The sequence below is a fragment of the Nonomuraea recticatena genome (assembly GCF_039533245.1).
Classification (GTDB): domain Bacteria; phylum Actinomycetota; class Actinomycetes; order Streptosporangiales; family Streptosporangiaceae; genus Nonomuraea; species Nonomuraea roseola.
The window spans coordinates 63,101-77,975 of sequence record NZ_BAAATE010000017.1; the positions used below are offsets into that span (position 1 = coordinate 63,101).

Annotated in this window: 13 protein-coding genes; 5 read left to right on the forward strand and 8 right to left on the reverse strand. The window is 72.5% G+C overall.

The annotated features are described in order from the left end of the window. Positions 1-32 precede the first annotated feature (32 nt). Positions 33-1,463 carry an aldehyde dehydrogenase family protein gene (locus ABFX50_RS28825; RefSeq protein ID WP_346150746.1) on the forward strand — a complete coding sequence of 477 codons (1,431 nt, stop codon included), beginning with the start codon at positions 33-35 and terminating at the stop codon, positions 1,461-1,463. 43 nt (positions 1,464-1,506) lie between these two features. Further along, on the forward strand, positions 1,507-3,525 hold the full coding sequence (locus tag ABFX50_RS28830) for an acyl-CoA dehydrogenase family protein (protein ID WP_346150565.1): 2,019 nt from the start codon (positions 1,507-1,509) through the stop codon (positions 3,523-3,525). Positions 3,526-3,530: 5 nt separating this feature from the next. Here the strand turns inward: ABFX50_RS28830 and ABFX50_RS28835 are convergent, their stop codons facing one another. From ABFX50_RS28835 to ligD, 3 genes are all read right to left on the reverse strand, one after another. After that, on the reverse strand, positions 3,531-4,220 hold the full coding sequence (locus ABFX50_RS28835; RefSeq protein WP_346150567.1) for a class F sortase: 690 nt from the start codon (positions 4,218-4,220) through the stop codon (positions 3,531-3,533). Continuing rightward, positions 4,217-4,744 (reverse strand): hypothetical protein, encoded by a 528-nt coding sequence (locus tag ABFX50_RS28840; protein ID WP_346150569.1) that lies wholly within the window; start codon positions 4,742-4,744, stop codon positions 4,217-4,219. Before ABFX50_RS28840 ends, ABFX50_RS28835 begins: the two co-directional genes overlap by 4 nt. 62 nt (positions 4,745-4,806) lie before the next feature. Next, entirely contained in the window at positions 4,807-5,805 is a 999-nt protein-coding gene (gene ligD, locus ABFX50_RS28845) for a non-homologous end-joining DNA ligase (protein ID WP_346150571.1), read from the reverse strand. A 330-nt stretch (positions 5,806-6,135) separates the two neighbouring features. Here ligD and msrB point away from each other — a divergent pair, with 330 nt between their 5' ends. Continuing rightward, a complete protein-coding gene (gene msrB, locus ABFX50_RS28850; protein WP_183646246.1) occupies positions 6,136-6,537 on the forward strand; it encodes a peptide-methionine (R)-S-oxide reductase MsrB in 402 nt (133 codons plus the stop codon). Between the two features lie 6 nt (positions 6,538-6,543). Here msrB and ABFX50_RS28855 read toward each other — a convergent pair whose 3' ends face one another. From ABFX50_RS28855 to ABFX50_RS28870, 4 genes are all read right to left on the reverse strand, one after another. Then, positions 6,544-7,164: a hypothetical protein gene (locus tag ABFX50_RS28855; protein ID WP_346150573.1), complete on the reverse strand. Its 621-nt coding sequence runs from the start codon at positions 7,162-7,164 to the stop codon at positions 6,544-6,546. A gap of 208 nt (positions 7,165-7,372) precedes the next feature. Further along, entirely contained in the window at positions 7,373-8,074 is a 702-nt protein-coding gene (gene hemQ, locus ABFX50_RS28860) for a hydrogen peroxide-dependent heme synthase (RefSeq protein ID WP_346150575.1), read from the reverse strand. Positions 8,075-8,078: 4 nt separating this feature from the next. Further along, positions 8,079-9,491, reverse strand: a complete 1,413-nt coding sequence (gene hemG, locus ABFX50_RS28865) for a protoporphyrinogen oxidase (RefSeq protein WP_346150577.1) — start codon at positions 9,489-9,491, stop codon at positions 8,079-8,081. A gap of 36 nt (positions 9,492-9,527) precedes the next feature. Further along, complete coding sequence (locus tag ABFX50_RS28870; protein ID WP_346150579.1) at positions 9,528-10,169, reverse strand: class I SAM-dependent methyltransferase; 642 nt, start codon at positions 10,167-10,169, stop codon at positions 9,528-9,530. Between the two features lie 145 nt (positions 10,170-10,314). On the opposite strand from ABFX50_RS28870, the gene ABFX50_RS28875 reads away from it, so the two are divergent. Then, on the forward strand, positions 10,315-11,304 hold the full coding sequence (locus ABFX50_RS28875) for a DUF4349 domain-containing protein (RefSeq protein ID WP_346150581.1): 990 nt from the start codon (positions 10,315-10,317) through the stop codon (positions 11,302-11,304). On the opposite strand, the gene ABFX50_RS28880 is transcribed toward ABFX50_RS28875, so the two are convergent. After that, positions 11,265-14,018 carry an AfsR/SARP family transcriptional regulator gene (locus ABFX50_RS28880; protein ID WP_346150583.1) on the reverse strand — a complete coding sequence of 918 codons (2,754 nt, stop codon included), beginning with the start codon at positions 14,016-14,018 and terminating at the stop codon, positions 11,265-11,267. The genes ABFX50_RS28875 and ABFX50_RS28880 overlap by 40 nt on opposite strands. An 83-nt stretch (positions 14,019-14,101) precedes the next feature. On the opposite strand from ABFX50_RS28880, the gene ABFX50_RS28885 reads away from it, so the two are divergent. Continuing rightward, complete coding sequence (locus tag ABFX50_RS28885) at positions 14,102-14,872, forward strand: sulfite exporter TauE/SafE family protein (RefSeq protein WP_346150585.1); 771 nt, start codon at positions 14,102-14,104, stop codon at positions 14,870-14,872. Positions 14,873-14,875: the final 3 nt, after the last annotated feature.

Here is a 14,875-nt window from a genome sequence, read left to right on the forward strand (position 1 = left end):
GCCAGTCAAGCAAGCATATGCTTGGTTGCGTGATGGAGTATCGCAACCTGATCGGCGGCAGGCTCGTTCCCTCGGCCGACGGCCGCACCCTCGACTCGGTCAACCCCGCCACCGGCGAGGTCTGGGCGCGCGTCCCCGCCAGTGGCAGGGCCGACGCCGAGGCCGCCGTGGCGGCCGCCCGCGCCGCGCTGCCCGCGTGGTCGGCGATGCCCGCCCTCGGCAGGGCGCACTTCCTGCGCCAGGTGGCGGCGGTCTTCGCCGAGCACACCGAGGAGCTGGCGACGATCGAGACCCGCGACAACGGCCGCATCCTTCGCGACACACTCAAACGTGACCTGCCCGGCATGAGGTTCCTGTGGGAGCTGGCCGCCGGCCAGGTGCTCGACGCCGTCAGGGGCGACACCGTCATCCTCGGCCCCGACAGCCTGGGGCTGACCAGGCGGGAGCCGTACGGTGTGGCGCTGGCCGTCATCCCGTGGAACTCCCCGATCTCCACCTTCTCCGCCAAGGCCGCCTTCGCGCTGGCCGCCGGCAACACGGTGATCGTCAAACCGGCCGAGCAGGCCAGCGCCTCGGTGCTGCGCCTGGGCGAACTGCTGGCCGACGTGCTGCCGCCTGGCGTGCTCAACCTCGTCTCCGGCATGGGCGAGGACGTCGGAGAGGCGCTGGTACGGCACCGCGGCGTCAACAAGATCAGCCTGACCGGCTCGACCCAGACCGGCGTGGCCATCACCCAGGCCGCCGGGATCAAGCCGCTCACCTTCGAGCTGGGCGGCAAGTCGCCGAACATCGTCTTCCCCGACGCCGATCTCGACGCCGCCACCCAGGGGGTGACGGTCAACTCCATCTACACCGGCAACGCGGGCCAGGTGTGCGTGGCGGGGTCGCGCATCCTCATCCACCGCTCGATCTGGGAGGAGATGCTGGAGCGGATCTCCGCCGCGGCGGCCGGGCTGGTCCTCGGCGACCCTCTCGACCTGGCCACCACCATGGGCCCGATCGTGTCGGCAGGGCAGTACGAGCGCGTCGCCTCCTACCTGGAGATCGCCGAGAAGGAGGGCGCGCGGCTCGTCTTCGGCGGCAGGACCGGCGCCGAGGTGGTGCCCGGCCTGCCCGGCGGCTACTGGGTAGCGCCGACCCTCTACACCGTCACCGACAACACGCTGCGGATCTGCCAGGAGGAGATCTTCGGACCTGTGGCGGTGGCGCTGCCGTTCGAGAGCGACGAGGAGGCCCTCGCCCTGGCCAACGACTCGGACTACGGGCTGGCAGCCGGGGTGTGGACGCGCGACCTGGGACGCGCCCACCGGTTCGTGCGCGACCTCGAGTGCGGCACGGTGTGGGTGAACACCTTCCGCCAGATGCCGCCGGGCCTGCCGTTCGGCGGCGTGAAGGACAGCGGCTACGGGCACGACGCGGTGCTGGAGTACACCAGGGAGAAGGCCGCGATCATCAACCTGTGATCGCCCCTGGCCACCGACCGAATAAGGTTCTAGATTCGGGCGCATGGGCATCGCACTGACAGAGGAACACCTGGCCCTGGCGAGCTCGGTCAGGGGGCTGCTCTCACGGTCGCCCGGGCATGAGGCTCTGGCCGCACACGGACTCCTGGGGCTGCATCTGCCCGAGGAGGCGGGCGGGCAGGGCTACGGGCTGGTCGAGCTCGCGGTGGCGCTGGAGGCGCTGGGCGAGGGGCTCGTCGGAGGGCCCTGCCTGCCCACCGTGCTGGTCTCGGCGGTGCTGGCGAGGTCGGGCAGGTGCCTGTCCCTGCTGCCTGGCCTGGCCGACGGCACGACCACGGCGGCCGCCGTCCTGGAGGGGCACGGGCTCGGCTCGCCCGACGCCAGCCTCTTCCTGCTGCCCGTGCGGGACGCGTGGGCGGTGCTCGACAGCTCCGATGTCGAGGTGGAGCCGCTGGAGGGCATGGACCTGTCACGCCCGCCGGTGCGCGTCAGGGCGCTGAAGGTGCCCGAGGAGCGCCTCCTGGGCGCCGCGCCGGTGCGCGAGCTGGCGGCGGTGCTGCTCGGCGCCGAGGCGTGCGGAGTGGCCGAGTGGGCGGTGGCGACGGCCGCGGCCCACGCGAAGGTCCGCGAGCAGTTCGGACGCCCGATCGGGCAGTTCCAGGGGGTCAAGCACCGGGTGGCGGCGGCGCTGGTCGCGCTCGAACAGGCGAGGGCCGCCGTGTGGGACGCCGCCCGCGCCCTCGACTCTTCGGGCGGAGGGCCCGTCCCCGAGGAGGCGCGGCTGGCGGCGGGGGTGGCCGCGGTGCTCGGGCCCGACGCGGCGGTGCGGTGCGCCGCCGACGCCATCCAGGTGCTGGGCGGCATCGGCTACACCTTCGAGCACGACGCCCACCGCTACTACCGGCGCGCCCTGTCCCTGCGGATGCTGGCAGGAGAGCCGGGCGGCTGGGCGGAGGAGGTGGCGGGGCTCGCCGTCGGCGGCGTGCGCAGGAGCATGGAGCCCGACCTCCCTCAGGAGGCCGCCCCCATCAGGGAGCGGATCAGGGCAGAGGTGGTGGCGCTCGCCGAGGAGGAGCCGCCTGCCAGGCTGGGCAGGTTCGCCCGCGAGGGCTGGATCATGCCCCACCTGCCCGAGCCGTGGGGCCGAGGGGCCTCGCCGCTGGAGCAGGTGATCATCCACCAGGAGCTGCGCGGGCTCAGGCGGCCCAACCTCGGCATAGCCGCGTGGGCGGTGCCCTCCATCGTCCGGTACGGCACGCGGGAGCAGCAGGACCGCTTCCTGCCGAAGACGTTCACCGGCGAGATCGTCTGGTGCCAGCTGTTCAGCGAGCCAGGAGCCGGCTCGGACCTGGCGGGGCTGTCGACGAGGGCCGTACGGGTCGAGGGCGGCTGGTCGATCAGCGGTTCGAAGATCTGGACCTCTCTCGCTCAGTACGCGCACTGGGGCATCTGCCTGGCCAGGACGCGCCCCGACAGGCCCAAGCACGAGGGGATCACCTACTTCCTCGTCGACATGGCCGCGCCGGGCGTGACCGTGCGGCCGTTGAAGGAGATCAACGGGGACGAGCTCTTCAACGAGGTCTTCCTCGACGACGTCTTCGTCCCCGACGACCTGGTCGTGGGCGAGGTGGACGGCGGGTGGCGGGTCGCGCGCGACACGCTGTCGCACGAAAGGGTGGCGCTCGGCGACAGCTGGGGCCCCGGCTCGCAGCACACCGACATGGTGAAGCTTCTCCAGCGCCTTCCCGATCTCCGGCAGGCCCGGCGCGAGCAGGCCGGACGGCTGTGGGCCGAGGGGCAGGCGATCTCGGCGCTCGGCCTGCGGGTCACGCTCTCGCAGCTGGCCGGGACCGACGCGGGGACCGCCTCCAGCGTGCGCAAGCTGCTGGGCATGCGGCACGCCCAGGCGATCTCGGAGTTCTGCTGGTCGCTGGCGCCCGCCGATCCGCACTGGGCCAGGATGATCCTCACCACCAGGGCGTTCACCATCGGCGGCGGCACCACGGAGGTGCAGCTCAACATCGTCGCCGAGCGCGCGCTCGGGCTGCCCCGCGACCCCTGACCCGGTCAGCTCCCGGGGTGGTAGGCGTGCGCCAGGTGGGCGTAGACGATGGTGTTGTCCTGGTAGCTGTGCGCCTTCCTGTCGAAGGCGCCGCCGCAGGTCACCAGGCGCAGGCCCGCGTACTTCACCTTGCCGAAGACCTTCTCGGTGGGGAAGACGCGCTTGGCGACCTGCTCGACCCTGTCCACCACGAAGATGGCCACCGACCTGTCGGCCCGCATCACCTGCACCTGGTCGCCCCGCCTGATCGACCTGAGCCTGGCGAACACCGCGGGTCCCGTGCGGGTGTCGAGGTGACCGGTGATGACCGCGGCGCCGCGCGCGCCGGGGACCGGCGCGTAGCGGTACCACCCCGCCACGTTGGGATGGTCGAGCGGCGGGTTCTCGATCGCGCCCTTGGCGTCGACGCCGAGCTCCATGAGCGGCGCGGAGATGCCGAGCTTGGGGATGTAGACCGCGGTCGGCCTGGCGGTCCTCATCGGCTTGGCCACCCGCCCGACCAGCACCTCGGGCGGCTCGGTCAGCGCGGGCGCGCCCACCCTCGGCAGCTTCGCCGCGGCTGTGGCGGAGACGGGCGCGGGCTCGGCGGCGCCGCTCACCATGCCGCTGACGCCGAACCCGATCAGGGCGATCCCCGCCAGCGAGACCACCACCGCGCCCACGAGGACGAGCCGCTGCCCAGGAGGCGTGCTCACTCCGCCGTCGCGGGGCGTCCCCGCCGTTGTGCGAAGCCGGCCAGGCCCGCGCCCGTCAGCAGCGCCGCGCCACCGGCCGCGAACGGCCACATGGGGTCGGCGCCCGCAAGACCGCCGGCCCCCGTCTGCGGCGGGCCGTCCGGCATGCGGTGCCTGTCCTCGTCGACCGGCTTCCACGGCGCCTCCTGCTTCGGAGGCTGCGCGGGGCCCGACGACCAGGTGTCCTGAGGGGCCGGCGCGTTGGACCAGGTCTCCTGAGGGGCCGGCGCGTGGGACCAGGTGTCCTGCGGCGCGGGGGCGTTGGACCAGGTGTCGTGCGGAAGCGGGACGTCGGGCACCCTGACGTCGGGCTTCCACGGGTCGTCAGGGTCTCCGCCCTGCACGGGCTCGTCGCAGACCAGGACGAGCAGCTTGCAGTCGCTCGCCATGGCGGTGCCCGCACCCGCCACCATGGTCACTCCGCCGACGATGAAGGCCGTCACCGCTCCCGCGGCGGCGAGCCGTCGTGCTGATGCCAAAGCCATAGCCCGAGAGCCTTCCGAACTATTGGACCGGGCGTCAAGTAATGTGATTCAAGTGATACACGTCACTCGTCGCGCGCCTTGCTCGGCTGCACCCGCTTGGGCTCGCCCGGCATCTTCGGATAGTTCGGCGGGTACGGCATGTCGCCGCGATCGTCCTTGGCGTACCACTCCAGGAGCGGCTCGATCGAGAAGGCCCGCTCGTCGATCGCCTCGTGCACGTCGCCGACCCTCGCGAAGCGCTCGGGCATGGTCCTGATGTCGAAGTCGGCAGGCTCGGCGTCGGCCAGCTCCTCCCAGGTCAACGGCGCCGAGACGGACCCGCTCGGCTTGGCGCGCACCGAGTAGGCGCTCGCGATCGTCCTGTCCCTGGCGTTCTGGTTGAAGTCGATGAAGACCCTGTCGCCGCGCTCCTCCTTCCACCACGCCGTCGTCACCAGGTCGGGCGCGCGCCCCTCGATGGCCCTGGCCAGCGCGATGCCCGCGTGCCGTACCTCGACGAAGTCCCAGCGGGGCTCGATCCTGACCGCGACGTGCACGCCCCTGTTGCCCGAGGTCTTCACGAAACCGGTCATCCCCGCCTCCTCCAGCACCTCGCGGGCCAGGAAGGCGGTACGGCGGGCGGTGTCGAAGCCGAGCCCAGGCTGCGGGTCGATGTCGATGCGCAGCTCGTCGGGGTGCTCGACGTCGGCGGCGCGCACCTGCCACGGGTGGAAGTCGATGGTGCCGAGGTTGGCGCAGTAGGCGATCGAGGCGACCTCGGTCACCCTGAGCGCGTCGGCCGTCCTGCCGCTGGGGAAGGTCACGGTGACCGTCTCGAGCCACTCGGGGTGCTTGGCGGGCATCCGCTTCTGGTAGATGGCCTCGCTGCCGACCCCGTCAGGATGCCGCTTGAGGTGGGTCGGCCGGTCCCTGAGCGCGCGCAGCGCCCCCTCCCCGACGCTGACGTAGTACTCCACCAGCTCGCGCTTGGTGGCGCCGAGCTCCGGAAAGTACACCTTGTCGGGGTTGGTGACCTTGACGGTACGCTCCCCGACCTGCAGCTCGATGAAAGGTGACGGCATGCGCTGAACCTACCCCGATTCGGCGCGAAGAGTTGGGTGGGTCCGTCCCGGAGACCGCCACGGTGGCGGGACCGGGCACTCGACGGGACGGACCTGAAGACCGTCCGCCTCGTGCCGCACCGGACGCTGGCGCGCCGTCCGGCCGGCCTCGGTGGGGCCACCGGCGCACAACACGGGCGCGGCTGTGCAGCGGCGACGGCCCCGGGCGAGCGGTCTCACCCCTCAGTGAGGAGGCGATGCCACACCTCCTACATAGACAAAGACGCCGAAATGCCGCAGAAAGGATGCTTCGCCCATGGAGATCTTTCCGCGCTCGCATAAAGTGGGGTCATGGACAAGGTCGTCAAGAGCGAGGCCGAGTGGCGCGCGCAGCTGTCACCCGAGGAGTACCACGTGCTCAGGGAGGCGGGCACCGAGCGCCCCTTCACCGGCGAGTACGTCGACACCAAGACCGAGGGCGTCTACTCCTGCCGCGCCTGCGGCGCCGAGCTGTTCCGGTCCGACACGAAGTTCGAGTCGCACTGCGGCTGGCCGAGCTTCTTCGAGCCGTCGAAGTCCGAAGCGGTCACGCTGATCGAGGACCACACCCACGGGATGGTCCGCACCGAGGTGCGCTGCGCCCGCTGCGACTCCCACCTGGGCCATGTCTTCCACGGCGAGGGCTACGCGACCCCGACCGACGATCGCTACTGCATCAACTCCGTGTCCGTACGGCTGGAGCCCGCGCCGTAGCGGGCGTCAGTCCGTCGCGGGATGGGTGACCCTGCAGTCGCCGTCGTCGGGGCCGAGGACGTTGGCGAGCACGGGGTTGCCGTTCTCGCCGAACTCGGCCTGCACGAAGACCACGGGCCGCTCCTCGCCCATCTCCTTGAGGTACTCCAGACCCCGCTCGCACAGCGTGATGGCCTGCTTGGAGTTGTCGGCCGACTCCGGCAGGTCGGTGTAGATGCGCAGGTAGCCGCCGACGGTGCGGATGTCCTTGAGCCGCTTGGCCGCCTTGTCGCCCTTGCCCCAGCGCTTGTCGAAGTACTCGGCGGCCTTGGCGTCGGTGTGCCCGCTTTCCGCGGCGCCCGAATCGTCCTTCACGCTCGCGGGCGCGGGCGGCTCGGGCGGTGACGCGGAGGGAGAGGCGGCCGGGGGCGACACGGCGGGCACGGGTGCGCTCACCTGGCTGGCCACCTCGCCGTTCCCCGTCCTGGCCTGCTTGGCGGCCTGCCCGCCCGCCGCGACAGGAGCGCCGGGCGAGCCTGGCCGCTCGGTCGAGCCGCCGGTCGCCCCTGCGGAGGGCAGGCGCGCCGCGGCCTGCTCGGAGCCTTCCCGCGCCAGCATCCCGCCGCCGACCGCGAGCCCCGCGACCATCAGCGCCGCCCCGGCGACCGAGCCTCCCAGCGCCCATGGCCCGCGCGACTTCCTGCGCCGCCGCCTACCCCGCGAACCGCGTCTGGAGCGTGCCAGACTCCCGCCTTCATGCACCCTTTGCCTCACTACGACAGGGGATTTCCCCTGATTATGGCAAAGAAATGTGGATCAGGAACCAGAGATGACACGGGCGAGTGCCTTTACAAAGTCAGGCAAGCGCTGCGATCAGCTCGCCGACCGGCTTGCGGACCCCGGTGTAGAACGGCACCTCGATCCTGGTGTGCATCCTCGCCTCGGCCCCGCGCAGGTGGCGCATGAGATCGACGATCCTGTGCAGCTCGTCGGCCTCGAAGGCCAGCATCCACTCGAAGTCGTTGAGCGCGAAGCAGGCCACCGTGTTGGACCTGACGTCGGGGTACTCGCGCGCCATCATCCCGTGCTCGGCCAGCATCCTGCGCCGCTCGCCGTCGTCGAGCAGGTACCACTCCAGTGAGCGCACGAAGGGGTAGACGCACACGAACCCCCTGGGCTCCTCCTCCGCGAGGAACGCGGGGACGTGCGACTTGTTGAACTCGGCGGGCCTGTGCAGCGCCATCGCCGACCAGACGGGCGTGCTCAGCCTGCCCAGCGTGGTGCGCCTGAACCTGGAGTAGACGTCCTGCAGGTCCTCGGCGGTGGGAGCGTGCCACCAGAACATGTAGTCGGCGTCGGCGCGGAAGCCGGCCACGTCGTAGCAGCCGCGGGTGACCACGTCCTTGCCCGCCGCCTGCTCCAGCAGCTCGTCGACCTCGTCGGCCATGCCCTCACGGTTGCTCGGGCACTGCTCGGCGGTCTTGAAGACCGACCACATCGTGTAGCGGATCACCTGGTTCAGGTCGCGAGCCTTGGGCCGCTGGGTCGCCTCTGTCATGTTCTCATTCTCCCTGCGTGGCGAGGTGGTCCAGAATCCGGGCGGCCGCCGTGCGCGCGGTCGAGACGCAGGCGGGCACGCCGAGCCCGTCGTAGGCCGCGCCGCACACCGCCAGCGCCGGCTCGACGGCCACCGCCGCGCGGACGCGGGCGACGCGGTCGAGGTGGCCGACGTTGTACTGCGGAAGCGAGCCGCCCCAGCGGCTGACCCTCGAGTCGAGCGGCAGCCCGCGCACCCCCATGACCTCGCTCATCTCGGCCATCGCGACCGCGACCAGCTCGGCGTCGTCGCGCTGGAGCACGTGTTCCTCGCCGACGCGGCCGATCGAGCAGCGCACCAGCAGCACCGAGGGGTCGGCCTCGGTCAGGTGCGGCCACTTGACCGAGCTGAACGTCGCCGCCTTCACCACCCTGCCCTCCACGGGCGGCACCAGATAGCCGCTGCCGGTGGGCGGCGAGGGGAAGGCCGACAGAGGGTAGGCGAGCGTGACGATGGCCATGCTGGAGTACTCGATCCTGGCCAGCTCCGCCGCCGCCTTCGGCACCTCGTCCTTCAGCAGCCTGGCCGACGACGTGGCGGGCGTGGCGACGATGACCGCGTCGGCCTCCAGCGTCTCAGGTCGCGGCACGGGGCCGGTGACCAGCTGCCAGCCGTACGGCGTGCGGCGCAGCTCGCGGACGGTGACGCCCGTCCTGATGTCGGCCCCCGACGCCTTGGCCACCGCCTCGGGCAGGCCGCCGAGCCCGCCGCGCAGGCTGGTGAAGACCGGCCCCGCGTCCTTGGGCGTCTCGCGCACGATCTCCCGCACGGCGCCGAGCAGCGAGCGCTCCGAACGGGCCGCGGTGGCGATGCGCGGCATCGTCGCCTCCAGCGACAGCCTGTCGGAACGCCCCGCGTAGACGCCGCCGAGCAGCGGCTCGATCAGCCGTTCCACGACCTCTGACCCCATGCGGGCGCGGATGTAGGAGGCGACGGAGACGTCGCTGCGTACCAGCGTGGCGGGCAGCACCTGGTCCAGCGGCACCCTGATGAGCCCGCCCGGCGAGACCAGGCCCGATCGGGCCAGCTCGGCCAGGTCGCCGGGCACGCCCATGACCTGGCCCTTGGGCATCGCCCTGAGCTCGCCCCTGGAGTAGATGGCCGCCTGGGTGGTGCCGGGGGCGACCAGATCGCCGCCGAGGCCGACCGCTCTGGCCAGGTCCTTGCCCTCGGGCCGCCTGGCCAGCATCGACTCGGCGCCCTCGTCCACGCTGACACCCGCGACCTCGCTGGTCCGCAGCTTGCCGCCGATCCTCGGGCCCGACTCGAGGACGGTCACCCGCACCCGCTCGCCGCCGCCCTGCCTGAGGAACCACGCCGCCGCGAGACCCGAGATCCCGCCGCCGACGATCACTACATGCCGTCGATTCCCTTCCACGTCTCAAGACGCTATCGCCTCACCGCCCCGGACCTGCTACCGGAGCCGGTAGGAGCTGACGGCGTAGGGCCTGCCGCCGTCGTGTTCGACCTGTTCGTCCCGCCTGACCAGCAGCGGGTCGCCGTCCACGAAGTGGTGCAGGCGGCGGGCCTCGGGCCACGGGTGCACCAGGACGAGCGTGCCGCCGGGGGCGAGGAAGGAGCGCAGCCGCTCGGAGGCCAGGCGCAGCCTGTCGTCCCTGCCGACGTAGTAGAGCGTCTCCGCGCACACGACCAGGTCGAAGCGCCCGCCGGGGTCCTGGTTCAGGAAGTCCATCGCCGCGAACCTGGTCCTGCCGCTCGGGCGGGCCTTCGACCTGGACGCGGCCCTGTGGACGGCCCGCTCGGAGACGTCCACGCCGAGCACGTCGGCCTGCGGATAGGACTCGGCCGCCAGCAGCGTGAAGGTCCCCTCGCTGCAGCCCACGTCGAGGACCCTGTCGAAGGTGTCGCCCTCGACGTGCGCGAGCGTGGTGGCGTACTTCCTGGCCTCGTAGGGGTCGACGGCGTGCCGCCACGGGTCGGGCGTGCGGTGGAACCACTCGAAGTAGTGCCGCAGAAGGAGGCCCTGTCCTCTGGCGGGCAGCAGCGACATCGACCTGAAGAACGTCCTGTGGAGTTTGTCCGGAAGCGAGCGCATCTCTTCAGCCTGTGTCACGAGATCGTCTCCCTCGTCGTACCCCAGGATGACTTCGCTGCCCTCCAAGTGGTCGCCGTGATCGACCGGAGGGATGAACGTGACATCTTCGTGACAGCACAGGGCGGCTCGCGTCCGTCTCACGGGTATGACCAGATTCCGGTACGGCATGGCGTTGACCGCGGCGTGCGCCGCACTCCTCGTGTCCGGCTGCGGCGGCGGAGGCCATGTCGCCACATCGGGCTCCGCCCCCCAGCGGATCAGCCCCGCCTCTGACTCCGACGTGAGAGAGCAGTCCGACGAGCGCCTGAGCACACAGGCGACGCGCGCGGGCGGGCGCGGGGCCGAGCAGGTCAAGGTCGCGCCCGAGCAGCGGTCGATCATCTACGTGTCCCAGCTGACGGTGCGCGCCAAGGACGTCACCAAGGCGGCCGACCAGGCCAAGCAGCTGGTCACCGGCGCGGGCGGCCATCTGGCCAGTGAGGACTCCGGCTCCTTCGACGGCGGCGGGGGCGAGGCCACCCTGATCTTCAAGGTGCCGCCCGCGGTCTACGCGCAGGTGCTCGACCGGCTCGGCAAGGAGATCGGCAAGCGCGAGTCGCTACGGCAGAACACCAGCGACGTGACCGAGGAGGTCGCCGACGTCGCCAGCAGGCTGAAGTCGGCCGAGCAGGCGCTCGCCGCCATGCGCGCGCTGCTGGCCAAGGCCGACACCGTCGGCCAGGTGATCCAGGTCGAGCGGGAGATCGCCTCACGCGAGTCCGAGATGGAGTCGCTGCAGGCCAGGCAGAAGGCGCTGGCCTCGCAGGTCGCGATGGCGACGCTCACGCTGCGGCTGGTCGGGCCCTCCACGCCCGTGGCCGAGCCGTCCGACGAGCCCGCGGGCTTCCTCGGCGGGCTGGCGGCGGGCTGGGCGGCGCTGGTCGGCTTCGTGAAGGTGCTGCTGACCGTGATCGGCGCGCTGCTGCCGTGGCTGATCGTCATCGTGCCGCTGGTCGTCGCCCTCCTGCTGCTCGTCCGGCGGCTGCGCACCCGCCGTCCCTCGCCGCCGAAGGCTTCGCCGCCTCCCGTGCCGGTGACCCACGGCGCGCCGTCCCGTCAGCCCGAGGACGACGACGCTCGTCCCTCCTCCGACTGATCCGCGCGCGCGGCGGTCAGCCGATCCAGCACGCCCCGGATCTCCTCGGCGCGGGCGCTCTCGCCCACGCCGGCCGACAGTCGCGCCGCCTCGGACAGGACGGCGGCCGCCTCTCTTGTCCTGCCCATGCCCGCCAGCGCCTTTCCCTTGCCCTCCAGGCCCATCGCGACGTGGGCCAGGTCGCCCCAGGAGCCCGCGACCTCGACCACGGTGCGGTACAGCTCGTGCGCCCTGGCGTGCTCGCCCCTGCGCGACGCGATCCTGCCCAGGCGGGTCGAGACCTCCACCTCGATCCGCCCGATGCCGAAGGTGGGCACGCCGGCCAGCAGCTCCTCCGCCTCGGTGTAGCGCCCCAGGTCCTCGTAGACGCCCGACATGAAGCACAGCGTGAGCCCGAGGGCGGGCGGGTCCTGGGTCTGCCGCACCAGGGCCAGCGCCTCCTCGTAGAGCGGGAGCGCCGCCTCGGGCCTGCCCGTCCTGCGCTCGACCGAGGCCAGGTTGACCAGGGCCAGGATCCTGGTGTGGCCGCTCACCTCGGGCAGCGCCTCGGTCAGCAGCGGGCGCGCCTCCGCGTAACGGCGCTCGAGCGTCGCCAGCGCCCCGAGCGAGACCAGCATCGCGTTCTCGCCCTTCCTGTCGCCATGGGCGCGGCAGGCTCCCAGCGCGAGCCGCGCGGTGGCCCTCCAGTCGTCGAGGTAGCCCCTGAGCTCGTACAGCCGCACCCCTGACAGCGCCAGGTCCCAGCAGTGTGTCGTCAGGCCGAGCTCGGCCGAGCGTTCGACCAGCCCCGTGAGCGTGCGGCGTTCGGCCTCCAGCCAGGCCAGCGGCTCGGCGAGCACGATGGCGGACACCTCGGGCGCCGGCCTCCAGCGCGGCGCCTCGCCGTGGAAGGGGATGAAACCGTCGAGATAGTCACGGGAGACCGCCTCCTCCGCCAGCGCGAGGAAGGCCTCGAACGCCCTGCTCAGCGCCTCCCGCCTGACGGCGGGCTCCATGGCGGCGTCGGCGCGCTCGCGGGCGAACAGCCGGATCAGGTCGTGGAAGCGGTAGCGCTGCTGGCCGGCGGGGTCGGTGCCGAGCGGCAGGACGAGCTGGGCGTCGGCCAGCCGTTCGAGCAGGTCCGCCGCCTCCTCCGTCGAGCTGTCGAGCAGGGCGGCGGCGATCCAGGGCGCGTAGCCGCCGGGCAGGTCGAGCAGGCCGAGCCGTTCGAAGAGGGTCCGCTCGGCCCCGGGCAGGGCGCGGTGGCTCAGCTCGAGGCCCGCCCGCACGTCGAGCTCCCCCGCGCGCAGCTCGTCGAGGCGGCGGCGCTCCCTCTCCAGCCTGGCGGCCATGTCCTGGACGGTCCAGCCTGGCCGGGTGGCCAGGCGCGCTCCCGCGATGCGCAGCGCGAGCGGCAGCCCGTCGCACAGCGCCGCCACCCGCGACAGCGACTCCTCCTGCTCCCGCCTCGCCCCGCCCTCGGGCCGCTCCCGCGAGGCGAGGCTGGCGACCAGGGCGGCGGCCTCCTGCGGCGGCAGGACGTCGAGCTGGAGGGGCAGGGCTCCCTCCCCCGCCACGAGCCCGTCGAAGCGCCTGCGCCCCGTCACCACGACGCAGCAGCCTTCCGCGCCGGGCAGCAGCGGCCTGACCTGCGCGTTGCCCGCCGCGTTGTCGAGCAGGATCAGCATCCGCCTGTCGTGCAGCAGGCTCCGGTAGAGCGCCGTGCGCTCCTCGAGCCCCGCCGGCAGGCGGGTGACGCCGAGGGCGTGGCAGAAGCGTTCGAGCACGTCGGCGGGGTCCAGCGGGGCGGCCTGTCCTCGCAGGTCCACGTAGAACTGGCCGTCGGGGTAGCGGTCGGCCACCCGGTGGGCCCAGTGCACCGCCAGGCCCGTCTTGCCCACCCCTCCGGTACCGCTGATCACGATGAGCGGCGGCGCGCCGTCCAGCGCGGACAGCTCGGCGGCGCGTCCTGTGAAGGGGAAGACGTCGGGCGGCAACTGCGCGGGCCGCCCGGCGGCGACGGGGCTCTCCTCGCGCAGCATCTCCGCGTTCAGCTCCCTCAGCCCGCGGCCGGGCTCGATGCCGAGCTCCTCGGCCAGCAGCTCGCGCGCCTCCTGGTAGCTGCGCAGGGCGTCGGCGCGTCTGCCGGCCAGGCGCAGCGCCCTCATGAGCTGCTCGCGCAGCCGTTCGCGCAAGGGGTGGGCGGCGACGGCGGCGGCCAGCCCTTCGACGGTCTCCTCTGCCCTGCCGAGGGCGAGCATCGACGCTGCGCGCTGTTCGACCGCGCGCAGGCGCAGCTCCTCGAGCCTGGCGGCCTCCTCCCCCACGGCCTCGTCCGGCAGGTCGGCGTAGGCGGGGCCGCGCCACAGCGCGAGCGCCTCTCCGAGGACCTCGGCGATCCTGGCGGGGTCGTCGAGGTCGGCGGCCGAGGCGCACAGCCGCTCGAAGCGCTCGGCGTCGAGCTCGCCGGGGTGGACGGTGAGGAGGTAGCCCTCGGGCCTGCGGGTGAGGCGGTCGCCGCCGAGCGCCTGCCGTACGTGGTGGACGTGCCAGCGCAGCGTCGCGGGCGCGGGAGGGCTCTCTCCCCAGGCGGCGTCGGCCAGTCTGTCGGAGGGCACGGGCCTGTTCGCCTCGGTCAGCAGCACGGCCAGCAGCGTGCGCTGTTTGGCGGAGGTCACCTCGACCGCTTCCCCGTCACGACTGATCGACAGCCGCCCTAACACCCCGAACTGCACCCACCCAACGGTGGCACAACGGCCGCCCAACGGCCACTTGGGACCTTCCCCTCAGGGGACCGGGGCACTTCGGGGGATATCAGGTGGAAGTCGAGCTGATCTTGTTGTTGCTCGCCGTCGCGCTGGCCGCGGGGTGGGTGGACGCCGTCGTGGGCGGAGGAGGGCTGGTGCAGCTGCCCGTCCTGCTGCTCGCCCTGCCCGCCGCACCGCCGCCCGCCGTGCTGGCGACCGACAAGCTGTCGTCGATAGCGGGGACGACGGTCTCGGCGGTGGGCTTCGCCAGGAGGGTCCGCGTGCAGGCGCGGGTGGCGGTGCCCGCGACGGTGCTGGCGGTCGCGCTCTCGGGGGCGGGCGCCGTCACCGCGGGCCGGGTGCCCGCCGAGGTCTTCAGGCCCTTCGTGCTGGTGACGCTGGCCCTGGTGGCGGTGCTGGTGGTCGCCAGGCCCACCCTGGGCACGCGCGTACAGCCGCGCCCCGCGCGCCGGCGCACCCTGGTGCCCGCGGTCGTGCTGGTCGGGGTCGTGCTGCCGTTCTACAACGGCCTGGTGGGGCCGGGAACAGGCGCGATGATCCTCATCGCCCTCACCACGCTGCTCGGGCTGGACTTCGTCATGGGCTCGGCGACGGCGAAGGTCGTCAACGTGGGAGCCAACCTGGGCGCGCTGGTGGTCTTCGCCGCGCAGGGCCAGGTGTTCTGGCTGCTCGGGCTCGGCATGGCCGCCTGCAACGTCCTCGGCGCCCGCGTGGGCACCCGCACGGCGCTGCGCAGGGGCGCGGCCTTCATCAGGGCGACGCTGCTGTGCGTGGTGGCCGCCCTGATCGTCAAGCTCAGTCTGGACCAGCTGCGCCTGTGAGGC

Bases quoted from the DNA above. Each gene is read 5' to 3' on its own strand.
- ABFX50_RS28840 (WP_346150569.1), bottom strand. From the start codon at position 4,744: ATGGCTTTGGCATCAGCACGACGGCTCGCCGCCGCGGGAGCGGTGACG.
- msrB (WP_183646246.1), top strand. From the start codon at position 6,136: ATGGACAAGGTCGTCAAGAGCGAGGCCGAGTGGCGCGCGCAGCTGTCA.
- ligD (WP_346150571.1), bottom strand. From the start codon at position 5,805: ATGCCGTCACCTTTCATCGAGCTGCAGGTCGGGGAGCGTACCGTCAAG.
- ABFX50_RS28825 (WP_346150746.1), top strand. From the start codon at position 33: ATGGAGTATCGCAACCTGATCGGCGGCAGGCTCGTTCCCTCGGCCGAC.
- ABFX50_RS28855 (WP_346150573.1), bottom strand. From the start codon at position 7,164: ATGGTCGCGGGGCTCGCGGTCGGCGGCGGGATGCTGGCGCGGGAAGGC.
- ABFX50_RS28875 (WP_346150581.1), top strand. From the start codon at position 10,315: ATGACCAGATTCCGGTACGGCATGGCGTTGACCGCGGCGTGCGCCGCA.
- ABFX50_RS28830 (WP_346150565.1), top strand. From the start codon at position 1,507: ATGGGCATCGCACTGACAGAGGAACACCTGGCCCTGGCGAGCTCGGTC.
- hemQ (WP_346150575.1), bottom strand. From the start codon at position 8,074: ATGACAGAGGCGACCCAGCGGCCCAAGGCTCGCGACCTGAACCAGGTG.
- ABFX50_RS28870 (WP_346150579.1), bottom strand. From the start codon at position 10,169: ATGCGCTCGCTTCCGGACAAACTCCACAGGACGTTCTTCAGGTCGATG.